Here is a 25,976-nt window from a genome sequence, read left to right on the forward strand (position 1 = left end):
CCGGGGTTCACAGGCCGGGCAGCAGCGAGACGACGAGGTCGACGGCCTTGATGCCGACGAACGGCACCACGAGCCCGCCGAGCCCGTAGACGAGCAGGTTGCGTCGCAGCAGGGCGGACGCCGACGACGGCCGGTACCGCACGCCGCGCAGCGCGAGGGGCACGAGCACGAGGATGATCAGCGCGTTGAACACCACCGCGGAGACGATCGCCGACTGCAGGCTCGACAGGCCCATGACGTTGAGCACCGCCAGGCCCGGGAACAGCCCGGAGAACATGGCGGGCAGGATCGCGAAGTACTTCGCGACGTCGTTCGCCACGGAGAATGTCGTCAGGGCGCCGCGCGTGATGAGCAGCTGCTTGCCGATCTCGACGATCTCGATGAGCTTCGTCGGGTCGGAGTCGAGGTCGACCATGTTGCCGGCCTCCTTGGCCGCCGACGTCCCGGACGCCATCGCCACCCCGACGTCCGACTGGGCGAGCGCCGGGGCGTCGTTCGTGCCGTCGCCCGCCATGGCGACGAGGCGCCCGCCGGACTGCTCGCGCCGGATGAGGGCCAGCTTGTCCTCCGGGGTGGCCTCCGCGAGGACGTCGTCGACGCCCGCCTCGGCGGCGATGGCACGGGCGGTCACGGCGTTGTCGCCCGTCACCATGACGGTGCGGATGCCCATCGCCCGCAGCTCGTCGAAACGTTCGCGCATGCCCTGCTTGACGACGTCCTTGAGGTGGACGACGCCGAGCACGCGGGCCGGGCCGTCACCGACCTGCTCCGCGACGACGAGCGGCGTGCCCCCGGTGCGGGACACCCCGTCGACGTGCTCGGCGAGCCGCGCGGCGACGTCGGCGCCCAGGTCGGCTCCGGTGCCGCGCACCCAGGCGGTGACCGCCGAGGCGGCGCCCTTGCGCAACCGGCGCACGCTCCCGTCGGCGCCGTCGCCGCCGACCGGCAGGTCCACCCCGGACATGCGGGTCTGCGCGGTGAACGGCACCAGCTCCGCACCGCCGGGCAGGCCACCGCCGAACCCGCCACCGGCGCGCGCGTCGACCAGCTCGACGATGCTGCGACCCTCCGGGGTGTCGTCCGCGAGGGACGCGAGCCGTGCTGCCGCGGCGAGCTCCGCCTCGGCGGCGGGCTCCACGGGCAGCACCGCCACCGCGCGCCGGTTGCCGTACGTGATGGTGCCGGTCTTGTCGAGCAGCAGGACGTCGACGTCGCCCGCGGCCTCGACCGCACGCCCCGACATCGCCAGGACGTTGCGCTGCACGAGGCGGTCCATGCCCGCGATGCCGATCGCCGACAGCAGCGCGCCGATCGTCGTCGGGACGAGGCACACCAGCAGCGCGACCAGCACCACGACGTCCTGGCGGCCGCCCGAGAAGGCGGCGAACGGCTGCAGCGTCGCCACCGCCAGCACGAACACCGCGGTGAGCGCGGTGAGGAGCAGGTTGAGCGCCACCTCGTTCGGGGTGCGCTGCCGCTCGCTGCCCTCGACCAGCGCGATCATCCGGTCCACGAACGTGTGGCCGGGAGGCGTGGTGATCCGCACGACGATCCGGTCGGACAGCACGACGGTGCCTCCGGTGACCGCGCTGCGGTCTCCGCCCGACTCCCGGACCACCGGCGCCGACTCCCCCGTGATCGCGGACTCGTCGACCGACGCGACGCCGTCCACGACGTCGCCGTCGCCGGGGATCGTCTCCCCGGCCCGGACCTCCACGAGGTCGCCCACCCGCAGGGCGGCGGACGGCACCTCGACGCTCGGGACCTCGTCGGCGCGCAGCCCGCGCAGGTCGCCGACGGCGGCCTGCAGCTTGCGGGCCGTCGTCTGCTCCTGCGTGGCCCGCAGCGTGGACGCCTGCGCCCGGCCGCGTGCCTCCGCGATCGACTCGGCCAGCGTCGCGAACAGGACGGTCGCCCACAGCCAGGCCGTGACCACCCACGCGAACACGCTGGGCTCCAGCACGGCCAGGACGGTGGTGGCCGCCGCACCGACCTCGACGACGAGCAGCACGGGGGTGCGCCACAGCCGGCGCGGGTCCGTGCCCCGCACGGCTCCGGGCAGTGCGGCCCGCACCTGCGCCCAGGACAGGGCACTGCTGCGGCGGGGACGCGACCGCCCGGGGCCGTCCGGGGCGGGGAGGTCTCCCGGCAGACGGCCGGGGCGGTGGACGGTGGTGCTGGTCATGACAGGGACTCCGCGACGGGACCGAGGGACAGGACGGGGACGAACGTGAGACCCACGACGACCAGCGCGACCGCGGTCACGAGGCCGACGAACAAGGGCTGGTGGGTCGGCAGCGTGCCGGCGGACGCCGGGACGGTGCGCTGCGAGGCGAGCCGCCCCGCGAGCGCCAGGACGAGCGCGATCGGCACGAACCGTCCGACGAGCATCGCCAGGCCGAGCAGGGTGTTGTAGAAGGGGGTGCCGGTCGCCAGGCCGGCGAACGCGGACCCGTTGTTGTTGCCGGCCGACGCGAACGCGTACAGCACCTCGGACAGGCCGTGCGGTCCCGACTCCTGGATGCCGGCCTGCCCCGCACCGGTGGACACCGCGACGGCCGTGCCGACCAGGACCACGGCAGGCGTCACCAGGACGTACAGCGCCACGAGCGTCATCTCGCCGCGGCCGATCTTCTTGCCGAGGTACTCCGGGGTGCGGCCCACCATGAGCCCGGCGACGAACACCGCCAGGATGGCCAGCACGAGCATCCCGTAGAGGCCGGCACCGACGCCGCCGGGCGCGACCTCGCCGAGCAGCATCTCGAAGAGCAGCACTCCGCCGCCGGGCGCGGTGAACGAGTCGTGCATCGCGTTGACGGCGCCGGTCGACGTGCCGGTCGTCGCGGCGCCGAACAGGGCGCTCGCGGCGATGCCGAACCGGGTCTCCTTGCCTTCGGTGGCGGCGCCGGCGAGCTGCGGGGCGGTGCCGGGGGCGGCCAGCTCGGCCCAGGTGACGAGGGCGACGGCCCCGACCAGGAGCGTCACCATGACGCCGAGGACCGCCCAGCCCTGGCGGCGGTCGCCGACCAGGATCCCGAAGGTGCGGGGCAGGGCGGTGGGGATCAGCAGGAGCAGGAAGATCTCGAGGAGGTTGGTCCAGGGGGTCGGGTTCTCGAGGGGGTGGGCGGAGTTCGCGTTGAAGAAGCCGCCGCCGTTGGTGCCGAGCTCCTTGATGGCCTCCTGGGAGGCGACGGGGCCACCGAGCAGGTGCTGGGTGCCGCCGCCGAGCGTGGTGACGGCGGTGTGGGGGTCGAGGTTCTGCACGACGCCGGCGCCGACGAGGACGAGGGCGGCGACGCACGAGATCGGCAGGAGGATCCGGGTGACGGACCGCGTGAGGTCGGTCCAGAAGTTGCCGATCCGCGCGTCGGTGCCCGAGCGGGCGAAGCCCCGCACGAGCGCGATCGCGACGGAGAGGCCGACGGCCGCGGAGACGAAGTTCTGGACGGCGAAGCCGGCCATCTGGAGCAGGTGCCCCGCGGCGGCCTCGCCGGAGTACCACTGCCAGTTGGTGTTCGTGGTGAAGCTGACCGCGGTGTTCCAGGCGCCGGCGGGGTCCAGGCCGGTGAACCCGAGGTTCCACGGCAGGTGCGCCTGGAGGCGTCCGAGGGAGTACAGGGCGAGGACGGAGGCGAGGGAGAACCCGAGGACGGACAGGAGGTAGGTGCGCCAGTGCTGCTCGGCGTCGGGGTCGACGCGCACGGCGCGGTACCAGAGCTTCTCCGCGCGCCAGTGCCGGGAGGTCGAGTGGACGCGGGCCATGTACGCACCCAGGGGCGCGTGGGCCGCGGCGAGCATCGCCACGAGCAGGAGGACCTGCCCGACGGCGGCGAGGACGTCGGTGCTCATCGGGCGTCAGCGCTCCCGTCCGTCGCGGAGCATCACGACGAGCAGGTAGCCCAGGGTGACGACCATGGTGGTCAGGAAGACGGCGTCGAGGACGGTCACGCGGACCTCCGACGGGCGACGAGGGCGACCGTGGCGAAGAACGCGACGGTGAGCAGGACGTAGGCGAGATCGCTCATACGTCCTGGTCTAGTCGCCGGCGCGGCCCTTCCCGCCGGTCTTGACGGGTCCTTGACACCCTGGGCGGGCGCTCTGACGGGACCCTGACGTCGGCAGCAGCGACCGGGACTCAGTCGATCTGCGCGAGGGTCTTCCTCAGCAGCCGGGCGTAGGCGGACGTGCCGTCGACGTCGGGGTGGGTCCGGTCGGCGTGCAGCAGGCCGGGCCGGTCCCGGACGACGTCGTCCCACGGCGCGACGTGGACGTTGTCGTGGCGCGCGGCGATCTCGTCGAGCGTCCGGTTCGTGCCGGGCACCCAGTCGCTGACGCCGACGACGGCGAACACGACGACGTCCCGGTCCGGGCCGACGACGTCCAGGACCTCCTCGAAGGCGTCGACGGCGCCGTCCCACGCGAACCCGCCGTTCGTGCCGAACTGGAGCACCACGACGTCGCGGAGCTCGCCCCGCCGTTCCGCCGCGCGGACGATCGCCGGGGCGTCGACCCACTTGCGGATCGGCTCACCGTCGATCGCGATGCCCGGGAACTTCTCGAACAGGGCGGGCGCCGCCCCGGACAGCACCGAGTCGCCGAACGCCGAGATCCGGTCGCCGGTCACCTTCTCGGCAGGCCGGGCCGCCTCCCTCGTCGGGTCCTGGACCGACGCCCGGACGATCATCGCCTGGCCCTGCTCGATCGCGAGCTGCGCCTGCGACGTCCCGGGTGCGGTGACGACCACGGCCCCCGTGACCACGACCGCGAGCCCCGCGGCGCCGGCGAGCACCCGCGCACGGGTGACGCGCCGTCCGGTCGTGGCGACCGCCGTGCGGACCCTCGCCGCGGTCCCCCGGAAGCCGTCGCGCCGGATCGGCGTCTCGACCCACCGGTACGACGCGGCGGCCGCGAGCACGGTGACGCCGAGCGCGACCACCGTGCCGCGCCACCACGGCACGGTGCCGGGCTGGGCCGCCACCACGGCGTCGACGAGCAGGAGCACGGGCCAGTGCCACAGGTACAGGCCGTAGGACCGGGTCCCCACCCACACCACGGGTGCCGACTCCGCGAGCCGCGCGCCAGGGCCGCGCCGTCCGGCGATCAGGGCGTCGGTCGTGGCGTCGGCGCAGCGGGCGACGAGCAGCAGGGCGAGCAGCGACGCGGCGAGGATCCCGCCGCGGTACGGCCACGCGGTGTCGGTGTGCGCCGTCAGGGTGAGGACGCCGAGGCCGGCCAACCCTGCCGGGACGGCCCAGCGGGCGCTCCTGCCGGGCAGCAGCCGGGCGCCCGTGCCCCGGTGCAGCGCCGCGGCGGCCCCGAGCAGCAGGCCGAACGCGTGCGTGTCGGTGCCGTAGTAGACGCGGGTCGGGTCGCCGGGGTCGAGCAGCACCGCCATGGCGACGGCGGAGGCGGCGGCGCCGACGGCGACGACCCGCACCCGGGAGCGCGTCGTCGGGGTCAGCACGATGAGCAGCACGAGCAGCAGCGGCCACACCAGGTAGAACTGCTCCTCGACGGCCAGCGACCAGAAGGTCTGGAAGAGCACGGGCTGCGTGGCGTCGAAGTAGCTCTGGCCCGCGGCGACCTCCAGCCAGTTGGTGCTGAACGTCGCGGCGCCGAGCACCTGCCGGCCCACCCCGACGAGGAGGTCGGGTGCGACGACCCGCGCCGCGAGGACGCTCACGACGACGACCACGGCGAGCGCGGGCAGCAGCCGGCGGGCCCGGCGGCGCCAGAACTCGCGCAACCGGATCCGGCGGGTGCCGGACAGCTCGCGCAGCAGCAGCGTGGTGATGAGGAACCCGCTGACGACGAAGAACACGTCGACGCCGACGAAGCCGCCGGGGAGCGCCGCGGGCGCCACGTGGTAGGCGACGACCAGCAGGACGGCGAGCGCGCGCAGCGCGTCGAGACCGACGACCCGCTCCGACCCCCCACCGGTCGGTGGGCGTCGGCTCGCGGTCGTGGACCGCTCGGCCCACGGCGCGGGTCCGTCCGCCGCGCGCGCTCGGTGCGGGGCGGAGGGCCGGCGGGCCGACGACGGCCGCTCGGGAGCGCTGCCGGGGGCGCGGTCGAGCGACGTGCGCTCCGACCCGACCTCCGTGACCATGGGCGCTCCTGCGACCAGGGGGCACGTCCCACGACGCGCCGTCGCCGGTCACGCTAGCGCCGGACCGCGGCGACGTGCGGGAGGCGCGCGACGGGCGTCGCCCGCCGCCGCCGCGACGGTGCCGGGCGGGCCCGACGGGGAGGTCAGAGCTTGGTGACGGGGCTGAACCGCAGCAGCAGCCGCTTGGTGCCGTCCGCGCCGAAGTCGATGCGGGCGACCGCGTTGTGCCCGGTGCCCTCCAGCGCGACGACCCGCCCGACGCCGTACGCGTCGTGGGTGACCTTGTCCCCCACGCTCAACGACGGGATGTCGGCGTCCTGGCGCGGGGCGGCCGACCCGAAGCTCGCGCTCGTCCCGCTGCTCGCCGGCGCCGCGCGGGGGGTCTCGCGGCGGGTCGTGACCCGGCCCGACGTCGCCCCCGAGCCGCCGGTCCACCCGCCGCCCTGGCTCGCTCGGGCGCCGCCGCCCCACGCGGAGACGCCGCGCCGCAAGGTCTGCGTCGCGGACTCGGCCCGCCGCCAGTCCAGCAGGTCGGCGGGGATCTCCTCGAGGAACCGGCTCGGCGGGAACTCGTTCGCCATGCCGAACGCCGACCGGGTGCCCGCCCGCGACAGGTACAGCCGCTGTCGCGCCCGGGTGATGCCCACGTAGGCGAGGCGCCGCTCCTCGGCGAGCTCGCCGTCGTCGTGCAGGGACCGCATGTGGGGGAACGTGCCGTCCTCCAGGCCGGTGAGGAACACGACCGGGAACTCCAGCCCCTTGGCGGTGTGCAGGGTCATGAGGGTGACGACGCCCGGGTCCTCGACCGGCTCGGCGTCGTGCTCGTGCTCGGCGCCGCCGTCGGCGACGTCCTCCGCGGGGATCTGGTCGGCGTCCGCGACCAGCGACACGCGCTCCAGGAAGTCGCCCAGGTCGCCCTCGGGGTCGGCCTCCGTGAACTCGGCGGCCACGGCGTGCAGCTCGGCGAGGTTCTCCACGCGGGAGGCGTCCTGCGGGTCGTCGCTGGCGCGCAGCTCGGCGAGGTAGCCGGTGCGGTCCAGCACGGCACCCAGCACCTCGGCCGGGGTCGCGCCGTCGGTCACCATCGCGCCCAGCTCCGCCATCATCTCGGCGAACGCCCGCAACGGCTTCAGGGTGCGGGTCGTCATGCCGGGGATCTCGTCGACCCGCCCGAGCGCAGCACCGAACGAGATGCGCCCGGCGTCGGCGAACCCCGCGACCAGCGCCTCCGCCCGGTCCCCCAGGCCGCGCTTGGGCACGTTCAGCACCCGGCGCACCGAGACGTCGTCGTCCGGGTTGGACAGCGCCCGCAGGTACGCGACGGCGTCCTTGACCTCCTTGCGCTCGTAGAAGCGCGTGCCGCCGACCACCTTGTACGGCAGCCCGACACGGATCAGCACCTCCTCCAGCGCCCGCGACTGGGCGTTCGTCCGGTAGAAGATCGCGACGTCGCCGGGGCGGACGCCGTCCGCGTCGCCGAGGCGGTCGATCTCCTGCGCGACGAACCTCGCCTCGTGGTGCTCGTCGTCGGCGACGTAGCCGACGATCTTCTCCCCCGGCCCGGCGTCCGTCCACAGCCGCTTCTCCCGGCGTCCCACGTTGCGGGCGATCACCGCGTTGGCGGCCGACAGGATGTTCTGAGTCGAGCGGTAGTTCTGCTCCAGCAGGATCGTGCGCGCGTCGGTGTAGTCCTCCTCGAACTCCACGATGTTGCGGATCGTGGCGCCGCGGAACGCGTAGATCGACTGGTCGGCGTCGCCGACCACCGTCAGCTCGGCGGGCTCCAGGACGTAGCCGTCACCCGCACCGCCGCCCTCCGACGGCTCGCCGCTCGCGGGGACGCCGGCGAGCTCGCGCACCAGCACGTACTGCGCGTGGTTCGTGTCCTGGTACTCGTCGACGAGGATGTGCCGGAACCGGCGCCGGTAGTGCTCGGCGACGGCCGGGAACGCCTGCAGCAGGTTGACCGTCGTCATGATGATGTCGTCGAAGTCCAGGGCGTGCGCCTGTGCGAGACGCGCCTGGTAGCGGCGGTACACGTCGGCCAGGACGGCGTCGAACCGGTCGCCGCCGTCCGCCAGGCCGCCGCCTGCGAGCGCCCGTTCGCGCCAGCCCGTCGCGGGGACGTCGGACGCGGACCGCTGCGCGTACGCGTCCGGGTCGACCAGCTCGTTCTTCAGGTCGCTGATCTTGTTCGCGAGCGACCGCGGCGGGTACTTCTTGATGTCGAGGTCGAGCTCGCGGCACACCAGCGTGATGAGGCGCTGGGAGTCCGCGGCGTCGTAGATGGAGAAGCTGGACCGCAGCCCGAGGGTCTTGGCCTCGCGCCGCAGGATCCGTACGCACGCCGAGTGGAACGTGGACACCCACATGCGGCTCGCCGCCGGGCCGACGAGCTGTTCGACGCGCTCCCGCATCTCCGCCGCGGCCTTGTTCGTGAACGTGATCGCGAGGATCTGCCCGGGCCGGGCCCGGCGCGTCGCCAGCAGGTGCGCGATGCGGTGCGTCAGGACGCGCGTCTTGCCCGACCCGGCGCCCGCCACGATGAGCAGCGGCGACCCGGCGTGCACGACGGCGTCCCGCTGGGCCGGGTTGAGCCCGTCCAGCAGCGCCGCGGCCTCCTCCTCGGCGGCGGCGTCCCTGGTGTCGTGCACGACGTCGCCGCCGGCGGCGCGCGGCACCCAGTCGGGCGCCGCGGCGTCGTCGTCCCACCGCGGGGCGGTCGTGGGCAGGGGCGCGGTGCCGCTCGCCCGGGCAGGGTCGAGACCGGGCAGGGAGAGGCTGTCGAAGAGCGAAGTCATGGCTGTCCCAGCGTAGGCGGTGCCGGGGACATCCGGACGCGCCGACGCCGCCGTGCGCGGCTATCTTGCGGCCATGAGTCAGACGCCGTCGGCCGGGACCGCGCCGCAGCAACCGCCGACGTCGTTCGCGGCCCTGCTCGCGCACCCGCGCGGTCTCGTCAACCCCTCGACCGTCGGCGGCGCGGTCGCCCTGGGCGTCGGGCTCGTCCTCGTGCTCGTACCGTCGCTCTCGCACGACCTCACCGAGGCCCTGCTGAGCGTCGGGCTGCTCGTGTCGGGCGCCAACGACGTGTGGGTCACCGCGCGGCGCCGCCACCTGCGCACCGCGACCCGGGTCACCGCCGCGCTGCGGGGCGTCGCCGCGATCGCGCTGGCGCTCGTGTTCCTCCTGGACAGCCAGGACGCCCTCGAGGCCGTCATCGTGCTCGGCACGGTGTTCCTGCTGCTGCGCAGCCTGCTCACCCTGCTGCTGGCCGTGGTGAGCCGGGACCGCGGGCGCCGCGCGCCCCGCTACGCGGCCGGTGCCGTCGGGCTGGCCTTCGCCGTGCTGCTCATCGCCACGCCCGCGGTCTACATCGACTGGATCGCCGCCGTCGTCGGCCTCGCGGCGGTCGTGGGCGGCACCATCACGCTCGCGTACGGCTACCGGATCGCTACCGGGCTGGTCCCCCGGCCGGAAGGCCTCTACCCCACGTTCACCGAGATCCTGTGGTCCTGGGTCGAGCACGTCGACGTCGGCGACGCGAGCCGCGACGACCTCGCGGGCCAGCTCTACCTGGAACGTCCCGAGGTGGCCGCCAAGCGGATCGCCTGGTGGACGATGCTCGTGCTGAGCGTCGCCATCGCGACGCTCGCCGTCCTGCAGGACTCCACGGCCGTGGTCATCGGCGCGATGCTGGTGGCGCCCCTCATGACGCCGATCCTCGGGCTCTCCGCCGCGCTGGTCAGCGGCTGGGCGGCCCGCACGCTGCGCTCCCTCGGCCTGATCGTCGCGGGTGTGGTCGTGGCGGTCGGGCTCGCGTTCGTCATCTCGTCGTGGGTCCCTGCCGTGGTGCCGTTCGACAGCAACTCGCAGATCTCCTCGCGGGTCGACCCGACGCTGCTCGACATGCTGGTCGCGCTGGCCGCCGGCGCGGCGGGGGCGTTCGCGACGGCTGACCGCCGGGTCGCGTCCTCGCTCGGAGGCGTGGCCATCGCCGTCGCGCTGGTGCCCCCGCTGTCCGTCGTCGGGGTGGCCCTCGGTGCGGGTCGCCCCGACGACGCCGCGGGCGCCCTGCTGCTGTTCGGCACGAACTTCGTCTCGATCGTGCTGTCCGCCGCGGCCGTGTTCGTCCTCATGGGCGTCGCGGACCCGGCCGCCCTGCGGCGTGGCGGACGACGGATCGCCCTGACGCTCGCCCCGTTCGTCGCCGCGGCGCTGCTCATCCTGCTGCCCCTGCTGCTCACGACCGACGGGCTGCTCACCACCACCGGCCAGCAGCGCACGGCGCAGGACGTCGTCACCACCTGGCTCGGCGACGACACCGGCCTGCGGCTGGCCGACGTCACCGTCGCGGGCGACACCGTCTCCGTCGCCCTCACCGGCGCGTCCGACGACCTGCCGTCCCTGGAGGACCTGCGCACCGCTCTCGACGACGCCCTGGACGGCTCGTGGGCCGTCGAGGTCGCCGTCACGCCCGTCGTCACCGAACGGCTGCCCGCGGCGGGGTGAACGTCACGGACCGATGAGTCCCGGCCCCCCACCCGGTCCACCCCACGACGCCGCACCCGCGGCGGGGACGGACCGGACCATGACCACGCACCTCACCACCCTGCACGCCGTCGCGATCCCGGTGCGTGACCAGGACGCCGCCCTGCGGTTCTACACCAGCACGCTGGGGCTGGAGGTCCGGCTCGACGCGCTCCTTGCCGAGGGCTTCCGCTGGCTCGAGGTCGCACCACCGGGTGCGGCCGTGCACCTCGCACTCGTCCACGCCGACGCCGACTTCCCCGCCGGCCGGGACACGGGGATCCGGCTCGTCTCGACGGACGCCGCCGCGGACCACGCCGCCCTCGCCGCCGCGGGTGTCGACGTCGGGGATCTGCTCCTGTGGGAGACGGCGCCGCCGATGTTCCACCTGCGCGACCTGGACGGCAACATCCTGTACGTCCTGGAGCCGCCGGCCTGACGACCCGGGCGCTCAGCGCCGCAGGCGCATCGGGGTGTGGGGGATGTCGTCCTCCAGGTACTCCGGGCCGTCCGCGACGAACCCGAACCGCCCGTAGAACCCGACCAGCGGGGACTGCGCGCCCAGCACGACGTCCTGGTCCGGCGCGGCGTGCGTCGCGGCGTCGACGGCGGCCCGCATCAGGTCGCCCGACGCGCCGGTCCCCCGGACGTCGGGGTGGCAGACGACGCGACCGATGCGCTGGGTGTCACCGTCGTCCAGCACGCGGGCCGTCCCGACCACGCGACCGTCGTCCAGCAGCAGCACGTGCCGGGTCCCGGGCTCCAGGTCGCGTCCGTCCAGGTCGGGGTACGCGCACTCCTGCTCGACGACGAACACGTCCTGCCGCAACCGCCACATCCCGTACGCGGTGCGGGGGTCGAGGGCGTCGAGGGTCTGCACGAGGATCTGCACGCGCACATGCTCGCACGGGTCACGGCCTCGGGTCCGCGTCCGTCGACGTCCCGGCCGACAGCACTCGGCCGTCCATCGGGACCGTGTGCTCCGCCGTCGCTCACCCTGCTTCGGGATGCGTGAGCTTCCGCAGCGGGGATCGACGTCACGCTGCGGTGTCTCACGCATGGTGCCGCCATGCGCGAGGTTCCGCGGCCCAGATCGACGGCGGGCCGACCCTTGTCACGCATCGTGCCGTGATGCGTGAGGTACGACGACGTCGGGACCGCGCTGCTCGGAGTTCCGCGGCGTGCACCGGAGGTAGCCCTCGGCCACCTCGGCGTCCGTCATCGTCTCGACGTCCACGACTCCCCCGGTCAGGTGACGAGCAGACCGACGACCCACGCCCCGGCGGCGACGAGACCGCCGAGGAGCTGGACGCCGATGGTGATGGCCATGGCCTGGAGGGCGGCGACGGTGGCGCGCCAGGCGGCGCGGGCGTCGCGGCGGCGCAGGTACTCGAGGATCATCACGGCAGCGGTGAAGAAGAGGAAGAGGCCGACGACGGGGACAACGAAGAACCCGACGACACCGGCGAGGCCGCCGACGGCCAGCACGCCCCAGGGGACCTCGGCGCGGCGCATGTGGCGTCCGGCGAGCAGCCACTGGCCGAGCTCGGCGAGCCCGATGGCGAGGGCGGCGACGGCGAAGCACACCCAGGCGGCGGTGCCGCCGGTCATCCACGCCCAGATGAGGATCGCGGTGAAGGTCAGCGCGTTGCCGGGCAGGATCTGCACGACGATGCCGACCAGCCCGACGGCGATGGCCAGGCCGACGAGGACTTCACCGAGGGCGCTCATGGGGCACACCATCCCACGCCGCGGACCGGCGACGGGACGAGCGGGGTCAGCGGGCGGGCGGCAGCACGTCGAGCGCGGGGTGCGGGACGCCGTCGAGCACCCAGGAGCGGATCATCGCGGAGAACAGGTCGGGATCCTCGGCGCTCCACTGGTGGTGCAGGCCGGGGGCGAGGCGGACGACGGCGCCGGGCACGCGCCGCTGCACGGTGCGCAGGGCGCGGCGGGCCGGACGCATGTCCCGGGACCCTGCGACGGCGAGCACGCGGGCACCGGACGACTCGATGCCGTCGGGCCAGGGCGTGCGGTACACGTCGTCGACCAGCCGTTCCATGGTGGCGCGGCGGATCCCCAGACCGGTGCGGACGAACGTCTCGCGGGCGTCGGCCGGGATCCCCATGACCCTCGCCTGGGCGCGCCAGTACCAGGGCCTGTCCCACACCTTCAGCTGGAGGCGACCCGCGGCGCCCGCCACCCCGTGGACGCCGTCGACGACGGCCCCGGACGCGAGCACGGACGTCACGAGCCCGGGGTGCCGCGCGGCGACCCGCAGCGCGACGACGCCGCCGAGGGACAGCCCGACGACGTGCACCGCGCGCCCGGGCCGGTCGGCACGGAGCCGCTCCACGAGGCCGGCGACGTCGTCGGCCACCGCGTCGAGGGACGCCGGGGTCTCCGCGGAGCGGGTGCCGAAGCCGGGCAGGTCGGGGGTCCAGAGGTCGAGGTCGGCGAGGGCCTCGACCTGCGGCTCCCACATCCACGAGGCGACGTTGCCGCCGTGCAGCAGCACGACGCCGGCCTGCTCGGTGCCGGGCGCGCCGTCCCGGGTGGCCGGGTGGTGCCCGGCGGCGGTCACGGGAGCACCTCGCGGGCGGTCTCGTCGAGCCAGGCGAGCTCGGTGCGGGCGTGGGCGAGGCCGCTGCGCAGGGTGGCGAGCCGCAGGGCGAGGCCGCGGTCGGCGGGGGCACCGGCGGCCTGGGCGGCGAGCTCGGCGGTGACCCGCGCGTCCTCCGCGGTGAGGGCCTCGAGCATCGCCTCGGCCTGGCGGCGGCGCGCGGCGAACAGGTCCGCGAGGGCGTCGTCGTCGAGGGCGTCGCCGAAGAACACGCGGCCGAGGAACGGGTCGCGCTGGTCCTCGACCTCGAGCGGCGAGGCCAGCCAGTCGCGCAGGGCCACCCGCCCGGCGGGGGTGATGTGGTGGACCTTGCGGTCGGGGTAGCTCTCCTGGGCGACGACCTCGACGTCGGCGTGCCCGGCCGCCACGAGGGCGGCGAGGGTGCGGTAGAGCTGCGAGCGGTCGGCGGCCCAGAAGTGCCGGACGCTGTGGTCGAAGGCGCGCTTGAGGTCGTAGCCCGTCATGGGCTGCACGCTGAGGAGCCCGAGCACGAGGAACCGAAGGACCATGCGACTAGTGGACCATGCACCTAGAAGGTCGTCAAGGGTTCCGGGAACGACGACGGCGCCCCGCGACCAGAGGTCGCGGGGCGCCGGGCGGGGGGTCTGCGGGCGTGCGCGGGTCAGTTCCAGAAGACGGCGACGACGATGTTCACGAGCGTCAGGGCGCCGATGGCGTGCTTGACGCCGGGGGCGACGGCACCGGTGCCGTTGTCACCCTTGGCGCCCTGCCGCTTGGCCACGAACGCCAGGACGGCGATGACCAGGGCGAAGGTGAGCTTGACGGCGATCTTGGCCATGTCGGGGCCGCCGTCGTCCCACATGCCGCTCGCCTCGGCGACGCCGACCATGCCGACACCACCGACCAGCGCGGCGAGCGCACCGTGGAACACGCCGCGGTACAGGCCGGGGCTGCGCAGGGAGACGAGGTAGCCGCCCAGGACGATCGCCCAGCCGACGAAGTGCAGGAACGCGAGCAGGTTGTAGACGAACTCCATGGGGGTCAGCGTATCGAGGTGACACCGGTGTCAGATACCCGCTCGTCGGGTTGCGACACATTTCACAAGTCTCACATCGTGAGAGCATCCCACGATGTGGACGAAGGGTTCCCTCGGCCGGTCGGCGCGGGTTAGATTTCTCCTCATGACCACGGCTGCGCCCTCCCCCCTCGCGACTCGTCGCGAGATGTCGGCGTGCCTGCGCATGTGCCTGCGCAGCTGTCAGTGCTGCTGTCGCTGATCGCGCCCCACCTCAGCCCGACCCGCACACCGCGGACCTGAGCACCGGCGCGCGCCGTCGGTCTCGGCCCGTCCCGCTGAGCACCCGTCGTCGCGCGTCCCGCCCCCCGAGGACCCGAGGATCTCCCCCCACATGACGACGCAGACCACGACCCCTGACGCCACGGCCGCCGAGGCACCGGCACGCCCGGCCCGGCCGGCACGCGCCGCCCGACCGAACGGGCAGTGGAAGGTCGACGGCACGACCCCCCTGAACCACAACGAGGAGTTCAAGCAGGAGGGCCCGCCCCTCGAGGTGCGCGAGCGCATCGAGACGATCTACGCCCGCGACGGCTTCGACTCCATCGCCGACGACGACCTGCACGGCCGGTTCCGCTGGTGGGGCCTGTACACGCAGCGCAAGCCCGGCATCGACGGCGGCCGCACCGCCACGCTCGAGCCCCACGAGCTCGAGGACCGCTACTTCATGCTGCGCGTGCGCTCCGACGGCGCCGCCCTGTCCCCCGAGGCGCTGCGCGTCCTGGGCGGCATCTCCGCGGAGTTCGCCCGCGGCACCGCCGACATCTCCGACCGGCAGAACATCCAGTACCACTGGATCGAGGTCGAGAACATGCCGGAGATCTGGCGCCGTCTCGACTCCGTCGGCCTGGAGACGACGACGGCGTGCGGCGACTCGCCCCGCCCGTTCCTCGGCAGCCCGGTCGCCGGCGTCGCCACCGACGAGATCCTCGACGCCACCGACGTGATCCGCGAGATCAAGCGGCAGTTCATCGGCAACCCGGACCTCGCGAACCTGCCCCGCAAGTTCAAGACGGCGATCTCGGGCCACCCGAGCCTGGACGTCGCGCACGAGATCAACGACATCTCGCTGGTCGGCGTCGTGCACCCCGAGCTCGGTCCGGGCTTCGACCTGTGGGTCGGCGGCGGCCTGTCCACCGCGCCCCGGCTGGGCGAGCGCCTCGGAGCGTTCGTCACCCCCGAGCAGGCGCCCGCCGTCTGGGAGGGTGTGGCCAGCATCTTCCGCGACTACGGCTACCGGCGGCTGCGGAACAAGGCCCGCCTGAAGTTCCTGCTCGCCGACTGGGGTCCCGCCAAGTTCCGCCAGGTGCTGCAGGACGAGTACCTCGGCTACGAGCTGCCCGACGGCCCTCCGCCCGCGCCCGCCACCCGCCCCGGCGACCACGTGGGCGTGCACGAGCAGAAGGACGGCCGGTTCTACGTGGGCGCCGCCCCCGTCGTCGGGCGCGTCGGCGGCAACACGCTGTCCGGCCTCGCGGACCTCCTCGAGAAGGTCGGCGCCGACGCCGCGCGCCTCACGGCCCACCAGAAGATCGTGGTCCTCGGCGTCCCCGCGGACCGCGTCGACGAGCTGGTCAACGGCCTGGAGCCGCTGGGCCTCACCGCCCGCCCGTCGCTGTTCCGCCGCTCCACCATGGCCTGCACCGGCATCGAGTTCTGCAAGCTCGCCATCGTCGACACCAAGGACACCGCGGCCGGCGTCATCGCCGACCTCGAGCAGCGCCTGTCGGACGTCACCGAGACCCTCGACGTGCCGATCGGACTCTACGTCAACGGCTGCCCCAACTCGTGCGCCCGCATCCAGACGGCCGACATCGGGCTCAAGGGACAGATCATCACGGTCGACGGTGAGCAGATGCCGGGCTTCCAGGTGCACCTGGGCGGCAGCCTCGCCGGGCAGGGCCAGGACGCGGGCGGCCTCGGCCGTACCGTGCGCGGCCTCAAGGTCCCGTCCACGGAGGTCGCGGACTACGTGGAGCGGATCGTGCGCCGGTTCGCCGACGAGCGTGCCGCGGGCGAGACCTTCGCCTCGTGGGCGCTCCGGGCCGACGAGGAGGCGCTGGTATGAGCGCCGTCCCCGTCGCCCTCGGCGTCGCCCCGACCCACGCCCGCACCGGCGGCGAGGGTTCCTCGCTCGCCGGGCTCGCGGCCGAGGCGCGCCGCAAGGCCGCCCTGCGCGAGCAGTCCCGCGCGCGCCGCAACGCCCGCGTCGACGGGCGGGAGCGTCGTCGGCGCTCGATCTCCGAGCTGTCCGAGATCGCCCGGCGCGGCCAGGCCGAGCTCGGCGGGTCCGGGATCGGCGCCGCGGACGAGGCGTCGGCCGAGGAGGTCATCGCCTGGGCCGTCGAGCAGTTCGGCGACTCCCTCGCCGTCGCGTCGTCCATGACCGACTCCGTGCTGTCCTACCTGGTGAGCCGCCAGCTCCCCTGGGTGGACGTGCTGTTCGGGGACACCGGCTACCACTTCGCCGAGACGCTCGGCACCCGCGACGCCGTCGCGCACTCGATCGACGTCACCGTGGTCGACGTGCGGCCGCGGCTCAGCGTCGCCGAGCAGGACGAGGCGTACGGCGCCGACCTGTTCGCCCGCGACCCCGAGTCCTGCTGCCGGATGCGCAAGGTCGAGCCGATGCGCGAGATCCTCGGCGGGTACGAGGCGTGGGCCACGGGCCTGCGGCGCGCGGACTCCGGCACCCGGGCCAAGGCCCCGCTGGTGACCTTCGACCACAACAACAACCTGGTGAAGATCAACCCGATCGCGGCGTGGGACGACGACCGGCTCGTCGGCTACGCGCTGCGCCACGGGCTGACGGTCAACCCGCTCCTCAACGACGGCTACCCGTCGATCGGCTGCGAGCCCTGCACCCGTCGGGTGTCGGCCGGGGAGGACTCCCGCGCCGGCCGCTGGTCGGGCGTGGACAAGACCGAGTGCGGCCTGCACATCTGACCCTCCGAGCGTGAAGATCGAGACGTGACCGACCTGTACCCCCTGGGCCTGCGCGTGCGCGGCCGGCTCGTCGTCGTCGTCGGCGGCGGGCCGGTCGCGGCGCGGCGCACCCGTGGCCTCCTCGAGGCGGGCGCCCGCGTGCGCGTCGTCGCGCCCGGGCTCACCGACGCCCTGGAGCCCCTCGCGGCGTCCGGCGACGTCGAGCACGTCGCGCGCCCGTACGCGTCCGGCGACCTCGACGGCGCCTGGCTCGTGCACACCGCCACCGGCGTGCCCGACGTCGACGCGGCCGTGGCGCGCGACGCGGAGGACGCGCGCACGTTCTGCGTCGTGGCGTCCGACGCCGACGCCGCCACCGCCTGGGTACCCGCGGTCGCGCGCCTCGACGACACCCCCCTCGGTGCCGTCGAGGCGCACGTCGGCGGGTCCGCCGACGCGTCCGAGGTCGTCGTCGCCGTGCACGCGGCACGCGACCCCCGCCGCGCGACCCGGCTGCGCGACGCCGTCACCGCGTCCCTCGACGCGGGCGAGCTGCCGCTGCGCCGGGTGCGCCCCTCCGACCGGCCCGGCCGGGTGGCCCTGGTCGGCGGCGGCCCTGGCGCTCCGGGCCTCGTCTCCGGGCGCGGACGGCGGTTGCTGGCGAGCGCGGACGTCGTCGTCGTGGACCGGCTCGGCCCCCGCGACCTGCTCACCACCCTGGCCGACGACGTCGAGGTGATCGACGTCGGCAAGACCGCCGGGAACCATCCTGTGCCGCAGGAGCGCATCAACGAGCTGCTGGTGGAGCACGCGCTCGCCGGGCGGGACGTGGTGCGGCTCAAGGGCGGCGACCCGTACGTGTTCGGCCGCGGCGGCGAGGAGCTGGCCGCGTGCCGCGCCGCGGGCGTCGAGGTCGAGGTCGTACCCGGCGTGACGTCGGCGATCTCCGTGCCCGCCGCCGTCGGCATCCCCGTGACGCACCGCCAGGTGGCGGCCGGGTTCAGCGTCCTCACCGCGCACGAGGCCGTGGGCTCCGTGCCGGGCGGCGCGGACCACACGCTCGTGCTGCTCATGGGTGTCACCCGCCTCGCGACGACCGCCGCCGCGCTGGTCGCGGCCGGGCGGCCCGCCGACACCCCCGTCGCCGTGGTCGAGGACGGGTACGGCCCGCGCCAGCGCGCCACGTTCGGCACCCTGGCCGACATCGCCGAGCGGGCCGCCGCGGCCGACGTCCGCCCGCCCGCGGTCACCGTCGTCGGGGACGTGGTGCGCCTCGCCCCCGGCTGGGCGGCTCACACCGGCGACGCCGAGGCCGTGAGCAAGGCGTGACACGTCGTCACGTGCACGACACCACCACGACCGATCCACGGCGTAGCGTGGCGGGCATGGCTGCCCCGACCCTCCTCGCGATCTCGCACGGCACCTCGTCCGCCACGGGCGCGGGCGCCGTCGCCACCCTCGTCGACGCCGTCGCGGAGCACCTCGGCGACGAGGCCCCGGTGCACGCCGGGTTCGTCGACGTCCAGCAGCCCGACGTCCCGGCCTGCCTGGCCGGCCTGCGGGACACCACCACGGTGCTCGTGCCGCTGCTGCTGTCCGCCGGGTTCCACGTGCACGTCGATCTGCGCGAGGACGTCGACGCCGTCGCCACGACCGGGCAGCAGGTGATCCTCGCCGGGGCGCTGGGCCCCGACGAACGCCTCGTCGACCTCCTGGAGCGGCGCCTGCGCACGGCCGGCCTCGCCGACGGGGACGTGATCGTGCTCGCCGCCGCCGGGTCGTCCGACGCCCGCGCCGTCGCCGACTGCGAGCGCACCGGCGCCCACCTGGCCGCCCGCACCGGCCTGCCCGTGCGGGTCGGGTACATCGCCAACGCCACCCCGCAGCTCGCCGAGGTCGTCGCCGCCACCCGCTTCGAGCACCCCGGTGCCCGCGTCGTCGTGGCGAGCTACCTCCTGGCCCCCGGCTACTTCCAGACCCTCGCCGAGAAGGCGGGCGGCGACGTCACCACCCCTCCCCTGCTGCTGCCCGACGCCGAGGCGCCCGCGGAGCTCGTGGAGATCGTCGTCGACCGCTACCGCGCCGCCGCCCGGGTCACCGCCTGACACCACCGGGTTGCCCGCCCGCCCAGGGCGCGCGACAGTCGCGGCATGACGACCCCGGACTTCCCCGACGCGATGGCCGCCTGCTCGCCACCGCCGCGGAAGACGGGTTCGACGTCCGCCTGGACGGGACGCTGTGGCTCGCCTTCATGGAGGAGAGATGACGGATCGTCGGCATCGCCCTGACCACGTCGGCCAGACCGAGTGCGACCTCGAACCGGTCGCGGAACGTCAGTTCGGCGGGTTCCCCTTGACGCTCCCGGACGACTCTCTCCTCTCCCCGCTCGACGACGAGGAGCTCGCCGCGTGGGAGTGACGTACCTGCCGGACACGCACCTTCTGACCTGACTCCTCGGGTCACTGGCGCGCCTGACCGCCACGACGCACGGAGGAGCGCCGACCTCGACCGGCGCGGGATGCCCATGAGCCGCGGTCAAGCCCCTCCGGGTCGGGCGGGGCCGTCGAGCAGACGGCGGACACGATCGGCGACCATCGGGAGGTGCCGCTCGAGGATGGTCCAGACGATGGCCGGGTCCACGACGTCGTACCCGTGCGCCACGAGGTTGCGCGCGTCCTTGAGGCGGCGGAGCCCGAGGTCCGGGTGCTGGTCGACGAACGACGAGTCGTCGCGATCGATGCGCGCCACCGCCTCGCCCAGGCGGATGAGCAGGTCCTCCCCCGCGTAGCGCAGCATCTCGTCGGCGTCGTAGGCGGTTCGGCCCCGGGAGACCAGCCGGGACGCCGCGTCGGCGTGGTCGACCAGGTCGCGCAGGAGTCGCCCGGTCCGTGGTGTCACAGCGGGACGGCTTCGTCGAGGATCGCGCGGTGCTTCTCCTTCAGCCCGCCCTCGCTGACGACGTCGACGTGGACCCCCAGGAGCTCGGAGAGCTCGCGCCCCGTCGAGACGAACGTCCAGGCCGCCTCCGGCGGGACGGTCACGAGGAGGTCCAGGTCGCTCGCCGGGGTGTCCTCACCTCGTGCCACCGAGCCGAAGACCCGCGGGTTGCGGCCGCCGTTGCGCTCGACGATCCGGGCGACCTCGTCGCGGTGGGCGCGCAGACGGTCCGAGGGCCGTACCGTCGCGCGCCGGATCCGCGCGATCATCGCCGGCGACGCGGCGCGCCTGCCCGACTCGTAGGCGGACAGGTTCGACGGCGCGATGCCGGCGAGCTCGGCCAGGCGGGCCTGGGTCAGGCCCGCCGCCTCCCGCTCCGCCCGGAGATCGACCACGCTGCGACATTATCACTGATAACTCCCGCCCCGACGGCAGCCGTCACAGGAGGCGGCGTGCCGCCGCCCAGCGGGTGAGCTCGTTGCGGTTGGAGAGCTGGAGCTTGCGCAGCACGGCGGACACGTGGGTCTCGACGGTCTTGACCGAGATGAACAGGTCGCCGCCGACCTCGCGGTAGGTGTACCCGCGGGCGATGAGCCGCATGACCTCCTGCTCCCGCTTGGAGAGCCGGTCGAGCTCGTCGTCGGCGACGGCGACGTCCCCGGCGGCGGTGCCGAACGCGTCCAGGACGAACCCGGCGAGCCGCGGGGAGAACACGGCGTCGCCGCCGGCGACACGGACGACGGCGCCCGACAGGTCGGACGCCGAGATGTTCTTCGTGACGTAGCCGCGCGCCCCGGCGCGGATGACGTCCACGACGTCCTCCGCGGCGTCGGACACCGACAGCGCGAGGAACCGCGTGGCGCCGCCCAGGTCGGCGCACCGCCGCACCACCTCGGCACCGCCGCCGCCGCTGCCGCCGGGCAGGTGGACGTCGAGCAGCACGACGGGCGGGCGGTGCTCGTGCACGACGGCGACGGCCTCGTCGACGTCGGCGGCCTCCCCCACGACGGCGACGCGCGCGTCCAGGCTGGCGCGCACGCCGGTGCGGAACATGTGGTGGTCGTCCACGAGGACGACGGGCACGGCAGCACCGGACGGGCCGGGGGCGCTCCCGCCGGAGTCGGTGGGGCGGGGTTCGATCACGATCGGGTCCCTTCGGTCGTCGCCGACGACGGCGACTCGGCGCCGGCGGTGCTGCTCGTGCTGCGGGCGGTGCGCGGCATGCGCAGCCGCACCTCGGTGCCCCACCCGGGCCGGCTGACCACCTCGGCCGCGCCGCCCCGTCGGTGCACCCTGCCCAGGATCGACTCTCGCACCCCGAACCGGTCGGACGCGATCTCGTCCATGGCGAACCCGTCGCCGCGGTCGCGGACGAACACCTCGGCGGCGGCGTCGGTGACCTCCAGGTAGACGGTGACGGGCGCGGCGCCGTGCACGACGGCGTTGACGAGGGCCTCGCGGGTCGCCTGCAGCAGCGCGGCGGTCGCCTCGGTGGGCGGGCAGTCGCCGACGACGACGAGCTCGACCTCGGCGGCGCGGCCGTCCTCCACCTCGCCGACGAGCCCGCGCAGCTCGGCCGCGAGAGACGTCCCGGCGGGCGGCCGGTCGTCGTACAGCCACTCGCGCAGCTCCCGCTCCTGGGCGCGAGCCATGCGCGCGACCTCCTCGGAGTCGTCGGCGCGCGCCCGGATGAGCGACAGGGTCTGCAGGACGGAGTCGTGCAGGTGGGCGGCGATGTCGGCGCGCTCGGCCTCGCGGGCGCGGGCGGCACGCTCGTCGCCGAGCTCGCGCACCAGCCGCAGCCACCAGGGGGCCAGCACCAGGGCGACACCGATCAGCACGGCGAGGGACGCGAGGGTGACCGTCAGCAGCTCCCGCGCCGGGGTCCCCTGGACGAACAGCAGCAGCACGCCCGCGGTGACGATGACGAGGCCGCCGACGAGCCGCAGCAGCACGCCCCGGCGAGAGGTCAGGTTCTGCTCGCTGCGGGAGCGCTGGACCGCGTCGAGCTGGCTCCACGCGAGCGCGGCACCACCGGCCACGACCAGCACCGGCAGCCACGTCGTGGGCAGGTCCCAGCCCGCACGGACCGCGAGCAGCAGGGCCGCGCCGACCAGCAGGCCCGCACCGACGACGACGTCGCGCGTGGACAGCCCGCCCCCGGCGGCGTCGCGACGCAGCCGCGGCGCGAGCCGGGACACCGCGGCGGGTCGGACCTGCGCGGCCGCGTCCCGCGGGTCGCCCGCCGGGACGGTGAGCCACCAGAAGACGTACACCGCGACGCCCGCGCCGCCGAAGAGGGCCAGCGCGGCCATCGCGACCCGCACCTGCCAGGCCGCGACCCCCAGGTGCGCGGCCAGCCCCGCGCAGACGCCGCCCAGCACCCGACCGGCGCGCGGGCGGCGCAACGGCAGGCGGGCAGGGTTCTCGGTGCTGGTCACGTCCCGATCGTGTCACGCCCCCGGGCCCGGTCGCGCGCTCCTGAGGGTGACCACCGGGGCGAATCAGGGACGGTTTCAGGGCATCACCCCATGCCGCGGGCGCCGCCACGGCGACATGATGCTCGCATGACCACGAACGACAGCTCCGAGCCGGGCGTCCCGCCCGGACCGTCCGGCCCCGCCCCGCGGCCCGCCGGGAACCAGTTCTTCGACTCGCTGCGCCGGATCGGCGTCGCCCGCTCCGACGACCGCTGGATCGGCGGCGTCGCGGCCGGGGTCGGCGAGCGGTACGGGCTCGACCCCCTGCTCGTGCGGGGCCTGCTCGTGCTCAGCGTGTTCGTCGGCGGCATCGGGCTGGTGCTCTACGGCATCGCCTGGCTGCTCCTGCCCGAGCGGTCCGACGGACGCATCCACCTGGAGCAGACCCTGCGCGGCACGTTCGACGTCGCCGTCGTCGGCGCCGCGATCATGCTCGTCGTCGGCTTCACGTGGAGCGGCGGCATCTGGCCGTGGTGGGGCGGTCCCGCCGAGTGGGTCGTGGTGCTGCTGTGGATCGCCTTCTGGGCCGCCGTCGTGTGGCTCGTGGTCAAGATGGTGCGCACGCGCCGCCGCGACGGCGCCGCCGCGGGCAACCCGGCCGGCCCCCCGCCCGGACCGTGGGCCGGGGCGGCTCCCACGGACCCTCCCGCGGCCTCGGCTGAGCCGTCGTCGCGCCCGACGACGTCCCCCGCCGAGGCGTTCACCCCCGCCCCCCGGGCGCACTACGTGTCCGCCCCCGTCACGCCCCCAGCGTCCGAGACCTCCTGGACCCCGCCGCCCGCACGGTCCGCCCGCCTCCGCGACGGCGCCACGCAGCCGGGTGGCCACGTCCCGCCGGTGCCGCCCGCGCCGCCGCTGCCGCCCGTGGGCCCGCCGCCCGCGCCGCGCCCCCGCACCCCGCGGGCCGGGTCCACGACGGTGGGGATCGTCGTCGGCCTCTCGCTGCTGCTCGGCGCCGCGATCCTGGCCGCGGGCCTCACGTTCGACCCGGCCGGGTCGGCGTGGGCGCTGTGGCTCGGCGGCACCCTCGTCCTGCTCGGTGCCGCCGTCGTGGTCACCGGGCTGCGCGGACGCCGCGGCGGCGGCCTGACCGCCCTCGCGATCCTCGGACTGATCGCCGCCGCCGTCACCTGGCCGTTCGCCGCCGGCGGGCAGAGCTGGGACTGGGACGGCTGGTCGTGGGACGAGGACGCGCAGATCGCGACCTCGGCCGGCACCGTCGTCGGGCAGGGCGAGGTCACGCCCCGCTCCGTCGACGAGGCCGCCGCCGGCTACCGGATCCAGTTCGGCGACGCGACGCTCGACCTCACCGGGCTCGACCTGTCGGGCGTCGAGCCGGGCGCCCCGGCCGTCGTCCCCGTCGAGACCACGGGCGGTCGCGCCGTCATCGAGATCCCCGACGGCGTCGCCGTCGAGGCCGTCGTCGACCTCAACGCCGGCCACTTCGCGTGGGACGTCGACGACCAGCACCTGTCCGTCAACGGCTTCACCGGCGGACCCGCCACCTACCGCAGCGTCGAGGCGGAGAACAGCGGCCCCGTGCTGCTGCTCGACGTCGACGCCCGCGCCGGAGAACTCGTCATCCAGGAGAGCCGATGAGCACCGACCCGTACCGTGACCCGTCCGACCGTCCGACCGGCTCGCCGGCCGACCCGGACGTGACCGAGCCCGGGACGACCGAACCGGTCACTCCCGACGCCGTCGACACCGATCGTGCCGATGCCGCGCCCGACGGCCCGCTCGACGCCACCGACCCGACGGACGCGACGGTCGAGGCGGACGCGGACCACGGGACACCCGTCGTCACGCACGACGAGCTCCCGGAGCCGCCCGGCTCGACGCAGGTGCTCCCCGTCGAGCACGCCGAGCCGAACGACACCCAGGTGCTGTCCGCGAGCCCGGCGGAGTCCGCGCCGGACGACACCCAGGTCCTGGGTGCCACCTCCGCCGATCCGGCCCCCGGCGGCACCCGCGTCTTCCCGGCGGCGACCCCCGCGTCGCAGACCCCCGACGCGTGGACCGATCCCGACGCGTCGTCGGGGCTCCACGACCCCGGGTACGCCACCCCGGCGCCGGCGGCCGGCGCCGACCCGTTCGCGGCGTCGGCCGCGTCCCCCGTCCCGGCGGCACCGTCGGCAGCCTCGGGCCCGGCCGCGCCGTCGGCGGACTCCGGGGCGGCCGTCCCGGTCGCCACGGTGCCGGCACCGCTGGTCAGCACCGGGCCCCGCACCAGCACGGTCGTGTGGGGGCTCGTCGTCGCGGTGATCGGGTGCGGTCTGCTCGCCCAGGCCGCAGGTGCCAGCATCGACCTCCAGCTCGCGACGATCCTGCTGCTCGGAGTCGCGGGCGTCCTGCTGGTGGTCGGCTCCGTCGTCAGCGCGGCCCGCCGCAAGCGCCGCCGTCCGACGGCGGCCTGACCGCGACGACCTCCCCCCGGGGCGGACCCCGGGGCACCCGGACGGCCCGGACACCTCGGTGTCCGGGCCGTCCGGCGTACTCCCCCAGCGGTGATGTCAGGCGCGGTCGGTACCGTCCTGCCGCCGGGTCGGGTCGACCGGCTCGGTGTGGGCGTCCGGGGCCGGGGCCGAGGACGCCGGCGGCGTGGCGGGCGGCTGGTCGGCCGGCGCCGGGTCTGCCGTCGGTGCGGCGGCCGGCGGTGCGGCGGCCGGCGGTGCGGCGGCCGGCGGTGCGGCGGCCGTGGGCGGCGGGTCGTGAGCGATGGCGGAGTGCCGCGCAGGGGCGGACGGCGCCGCCGCGGTCCCCGCCTCGGACAGCCCGCCGCCGGAGGCGAGCGCCGGCGTCTCGACGGACACCTCCGATCCTCCGGCCAGCCGTCTCAGCGCGATCCCGATGAGGATGAACATCAGGCCCAGCCCGATGACGAGGGCGCAGACGCCGAACGCGACGACGGACGTGAACAGCGACGCCCGCAGGAACGACGCGTTCATGACCGTCGCCCGGACGGGGTCGTCCTGCTCGAGCTCGGCGTACGTGGCACCGCCCGAGGCCTCCAGGGCGTGCTTGTTGATGACCTCGGCCTGCGCGAAGGCGGTGAACGGTCCGGCGACCTCCTGGCCGGCGAACATGTTCGCGTCGTCGGAGACGACGATCTTCTCCTCCTGGAGCGTCAGGGACACGACGATCCAGACGACGACCCCGGCGACGATCAGGATCACCCCGACGACGAGGGAGAACATCCCGATCCCCCGCACTCCTCTCGGGGGACGGACTGTGACGGTGCTCGACATGGCTCAACCTCTCGGTCGCTGGTGAAGAAACTGTGACGTGCTTCACCAGCACGGTAGCCCGGCGTGCGCGTCGCCGCCCTGCGAACAG

At 74.9% G+C, this 25,976-nt stretch carries 23 protein-coding genes; 9 read left to right on the forward strand and 14 right to left on the reverse strand.

Annotated features, from left to right (window positions below; translation table 11 throughout):
• Positions 1 to 7 precede the first annotated feature (7 nt).
• From kdpB to I598_RS07565, 4 genes are all read right to left on the reverse strand, one after another.
• Positions 8 to 2,185, reverse strand: a complete 2,178-nt coding sequence (gene kdpB, locus I598_RS07550) for a potassium-transporting ATPase subunit KdpB (protein WP_083973032.1) — start codon at positions 2,183 to 2,185, stop codon at positions 8 to 10.
• On the reverse strand, positions 2,182 to 3,849 hold the full coding sequence (gene kdpA / locus I598_RS07555; protein WP_068202436.1) for a potassium-transporting ATPase subunit KdpA: 1,668 nt from the start codon (positions 3,847 to 3,849) through the stop codon (positions 2,182 to 2,184). Before kdpA ends, kdpB begins: the two co-directional genes overlap by 4 nt.
• Before the next feature lie 286 nt (positions 3,850 to 4,135).
• Positions 4,136 to 6,109 (reverse strand): acyltransferase family protein, encoded by a 1,974-nt coding sequence (locus tag I598_RS07560; protein WP_083973034.1) that lies wholly within the window; start codon positions 6,107 to 6,109, stop codon positions 4,136 to 4,138.
• Between the two features lie 143 nt (positions 6,110 to 6,252).
• A complete protein-coding gene (locus tag I598_RS07565) occupies positions 6,253 to 8,910 on the reverse strand; it encodes a UvrD-helicase domain-containing protein (protein WP_068202437.1) in 2,658 nt (885 codons plus the stop codon).
• 73 nt (positions 8,911 to 8,983) lie between these two features.
• Between I598_RS07565 and I598_RS17380 the strand changes: the two genes are divergently transcribed.
• Both I598_RS17380 and I598_RS07575 read left to right on the forward strand, forming a co-directional pair.
• Positions 8,984 to 10,621 carry a DUF389 domain-containing protein gene (locus tag I598_RS17380; RefSeq protein WP_083973036.1) on the forward strand — a complete coding sequence of 546 codons (1,638 nt, stop codon included), beginning with the start codon at positions 8,984 to 8,986 and terminating at the stop codon, positions 10,619 to 10,621.
• A 79-nt stretch (positions 10,622 to 10,700) separates the two neighbouring features.
• Positions 10,701 to 11,078 (forward strand): VOC family protein, encoded by a 378-nt coding sequence (locus tag I598_RS07575; RefSeq protein WP_068202438.1) that lies wholly within the window; start codon positions 10,701 to 10,703, stop codon positions 11,076 to 11,078.
• A 12-nt stretch (positions 11,079 to 11,090) separates the two neighbouring features.
• Here the strand turns inward: I598_RS07575 and I598_RS07580 are convergent, their stop codons facing one another.
• The 5 genes from I598_RS07580 to I598_RS07600 form a co-directional block, all read right to left on the reverse strand.
• Entirely contained in the window at positions 11,091 to 11,531 is a 441-nt protein-coding gene (locus tag I598_RS07580) for a GNAT family N-acetyltransferase (RefSeq protein ID WP_068205118.1), read from the reverse strand.
• Positions 11,532 to 11,887: 356 nt separating this feature from the next.
• Positions 11,888 to 12,370, reverse strand: coding sequence for a DUF456 domain-containing protein (locus I598_RS07585; RefSeq protein ID WP_068202439.1), 483 nt, complete (start codon positions 12,368 to 12,370; stop codon positions 11,888 to 11,890).
• A gap of 46 nt (positions 12,371 to 12,416) precedes the next feature.
• Complete coding sequence (locus I598_RS07590) at positions 12,417 to 13,223, reverse strand: alpha/beta fold hydrolase (protein ID WP_083973038.1); 807 nt, start codon at positions 13,221 to 13,223, stop codon at positions 12,417 to 12,419.
• Positions 13,220 to 13,771, reverse strand: coding sequence for a PadR family transcriptional regulator (locus I598_RS07595; RefSeq protein WP_068202440.1), 552 nt, complete (start codon positions 13,769 to 13,771; stop codon positions 13,220 to 13,222). The genes I598_RS07590 and I598_RS07595 overlap by 4 nt, the downstream gene beginning before the upstream one ends.
• A 113-nt stretch (positions 13,772 to 13,884) precedes the next feature.
• A complete protein-coding gene (locus I598_RS07600) occupies positions 13,885 to 14,259 on the reverse strand; it encodes a hypothetical protein (protein WP_068202441.1) in 375 nt (124 codons plus the stop codon).
• A gap of 373 nt (positions 14,260 to 14,632) precedes the next feature.
• Here I598_RS07600 and I598_RS07605 point away from each other — a divergent pair, with 373 nt between their 5' ends.
• From I598_RS07605 to I598_RS17600, 5 genes are all read left to right on the forward strand, one after another.
• Complete coding sequence (locus I598_RS07605; RefSeq protein ID WP_068202442.1) at positions 14,633 to 16,366, forward strand: nitrite/sulfite reductase; 1,734 nt, start codon at positions 14,633 to 14,635, stop codon at positions 16,364 to 16,366.
• Positions 16,363 to 17,244, forward strand: a complete 882-nt coding sequence (locus I598_RS07610) for a phosphoadenylyl-sulfate reductase (RefSeq protein WP_068202443.1) — start codon at positions 16,363 to 16,365, stop codon at positions 17,242 to 17,244. The genes I598_RS07605 and I598_RS07610 overlap by 4 nt, the downstream gene beginning before the upstream one ends.
• 24 nt (positions 17,245 to 17,268) lie before the next feature.
• Positions 17,269 to 18,552, forward strand: coding sequence for a uroporphyrinogen-III C-methyltransferase (cobA, locus tag I598_RS07615; protein ID WP_068202444.1), 1,284 nt, complete (start codon positions 17,269 to 17,271; stop codon positions 18,550 to 18,552).
• A 56-nt stretch (positions 18,553 to 18,608) separates the two neighbouring features.
• On the forward strand, positions 18,609 to 19,328 hold the full coding sequence (locus I598_RS07620) for a sirohydrochlorin chelatase (protein ID WP_068202445.1): 720 nt from the start codon (positions 18,609 to 18,611) through the stop codon (positions 19,326 to 19,328).
• Positions 19,329 to 19,485: 157 nt separating this feature from the next.
• Positions 19,486 to 19,641, forward strand: coding sequence for a hypothetical protein (locus I598_RS17600; protein ID WP_157557183.1), 156 nt, complete (start codon positions 19,486 to 19,488; stop codon positions 19,639 to 19,641).
• A 117-nt stretch (positions 19,642 to 19,758) separates the two neighbouring features.
• Here the strand turns inward: I598_RS17600 and I598_RS07625 are convergent, their stop codons facing one another.
• The 4 genes from I598_RS07625 to I598_RS07640 form a co-directional block, all read right to left on the reverse strand.
• Positions 19,759 to 20,121: a HepT-like ribonuclease domain-containing protein gene (locus tag I598_RS07625; RefSeq protein ID WP_083973040.1), complete on the reverse strand. Its 363-nt coding sequence runs from the start codon at positions 20,119 to 20,121 to the stop codon at positions 19,759 to 19,761.
• A complete protein-coding gene (locus tag I598_RS07630; protein ID WP_068202446.1) occupies positions 20,118 to 20,555 on the reverse strand; it encodes a helix-turn-helix domain-containing protein in 438 nt (145 codons plus the stop codon). Before I598_RS07630 ends, I598_RS07625 begins: the two co-directional genes overlap by 4 nt.
• A gap of 43 nt (positions 20,556 to 20,598) precedes the next feature.
• Positions 20,599 to 21,213 carry a LuxR C-terminal-related transcriptional regulator gene (locus tag I598_RS07635; RefSeq protein WP_232314328.1) on the reverse strand — a complete coding sequence of 205 codons (615 nt, stop codon included), beginning with the start codon at positions 21,211 to 21,213 and terminating at the stop codon, positions 20,599 to 20,601.
• 86 nt (positions 21,214 to 21,299) lie between these two features.
• Positions 21,300 to 22,601 carry an ATP-binding protein gene (locus tag I598_RS07640; RefSeq protein WP_068202447.1) on the reverse strand — a complete coding sequence of 434 codons (1,302 nt, stop codon included), beginning with the start codon at positions 22,599 to 22,601 and terminating at the stop codon, positions 21,300 to 21,302.
• A 126-nt stretch (positions 22,602 to 22,727) separates the two neighbouring features.
• Between I598_RS07640 and I598_RS18290 the strand changes: the two genes are divergently transcribed.
• Positions 22,728 to 24,239, forward strand: coding sequence for a PspC domain-containing protein (locus tag I598_RS18290; protein WP_068202448.1), 1,512 nt, complete (start codon positions 22,728 to 22,730; stop codon positions 24,237 to 24,239).
• Positions 24,236 to 25,057 (forward strand): hypothetical protein, encoded by an 822-nt coding sequence (locus I598_RS07650; protein WP_068202449.1) that lies wholly within the window; start codon positions 24,236 to 24,238, stop codon positions 25,055 to 25,057. The genes I598_RS18290 and I598_RS07650 overlap by 4 nt, the downstream gene beginning before the upstream one ends.
• A gap of 96 nt (positions 25,058 to 25,153) precedes the next feature.
• On the opposite strand, the gene I598_RS18355 is transcribed toward I598_RS07650, so the two are convergent.
• A complete protein-coding gene (locus tag I598_RS18355) occupies positions 25,154 to 25,888 on the reverse strand; it encodes a hypothetical protein (protein WP_335583278.1) in 735 nt (244 codons plus the stop codon).
• Between the last annotated feature and the right edge of the window lie 88 nt (positions 25,889 to 25,976).

This window comes from Isoptericola dokdonensis DS-3 (assembly GCF_001636295.1).
GTDB classification, from domain to species: domain Bacteria; phylum Actinomycetota; class Actinomycetes; order Actinomycetales; family Cellulomonadaceae; genus Isoptericola; species Isoptericola dokdonensis.

Bases quoted from the DNA above. Each gene is read 5' to 3' on its own strand.
- I598_RS17380 (WP_083973036.1), top strand. From the start codon at position 8,984: ATGAGTCAGACGCCGTCGGCCGGGACCGCGCCGCAGCAACCGCCGACG.
- I598_RS07575 (WP_068202438.1), top strand. From the start codon at position 10,701: ATGACCACGCACCTCACCACCCTGCACGCCGTCGCGATCCCGGTGCGT.
- I598_RS07605 (WP_068202442.1), top strand. From the start codon at position 14,633: ATGACGACGCAGACCACGACCCCTGACGCCACGGCCGCCGAGGCACCG.
- I598_RS07600 (WP_068202441.1), bottom strand. From the start codon at position 14,259: ATGGAGTTCGTCTACAACCTGCTCGCGTTCCTGCACTTCGTCGGCTGG.
- I598_RS07635 (WP_232314328.1), bottom strand. From the start codon at position 21,213: ATGTTCCGCACCGGCGTGCGCGCCAGCCTGGACGCGCGCGTCGCCGTC.
- I598_RS18355 (WP_335583278.1), bottom strand. From the start codon at position 25,888: ATGTCGAGCACCGTCACAGTCCGTCCCCCGAGAGGAGTGCGGGGGATC.
- I598_RS18290 (WP_068202448.1), top strand. From the start codon at position 22,728: ATGACCACGAACGACAGCTCCGAGCCGGGCGTCCCGCCCGGACCGTCC.
- I598_RS07620 (WP_068202445.1), top strand. From the start codon at position 18,609: ATGGCTGCCCCGACCCTCCTCGCGATCTCGCACGGCACCTCGTCCGCC.
- I598_RS07560 (WP_083973034.1), bottom strand. From the start codon at position 6,109: ATGGTCACGGAGGTCGGGTCGGAGCGCACGTCGCTCGACCGCGCCCCC.
- I598_RS07650 (WP_068202449.1), top strand. From the start codon at position 24,236: ATGAGCACCGACCCGTACCGTGACCCGTCCGACCGTCCGACCGGCTCG.
- I598_RS07610 (WP_068202443.1), top strand. From the start codon at position 16,363: ATGAGCGCCGTCCCCGTCGCCCTCGGCGTCGCCCCGACCCACGCCCGC.
- I598_RS07585 (WP_068202439.1), bottom strand. From the start codon at position 12,370: ATGAGCGCCCTCGGTGAAGTCCTCGTCGGCCTGGCCATCGCCGTCGGG.
- I598_RS17600 (WP_157557183.1), top strand. From the start codon at position 19,486: ATGACGGATCGTCGGCATCGCCCTGACCACGTCGGCCAGACCGAGTGC.
- I598_RS07565 (WP_068202437.1), bottom strand. From the start codon at position 8,910: ATGACTTCGCTCTTCGACAGCCTCTCCCTGCCCGGTCTCGACCCTGCC.
- kdpA (WP_068202436.1), bottom strand. From the start codon at position 3,849: ATGAGCACCGACGTCCTCGCCGCCGTCGGGCAGGTCCTCCTGCTCGTG.
- kdpB (WP_083973032.1), bottom strand. From the start codon at position 2,185: ATGACCAGCACCACCGTCCACCGCCCCGGCCGTCTGCCGGGAGACCTC.
- I598_RS07595 (WP_068202440.1), bottom strand. From the start codon at position 13,771: ATGGTCCTTCGGTTCCTCGTGCTCGGGCTCCTCAGCGTGCAGCCCATG.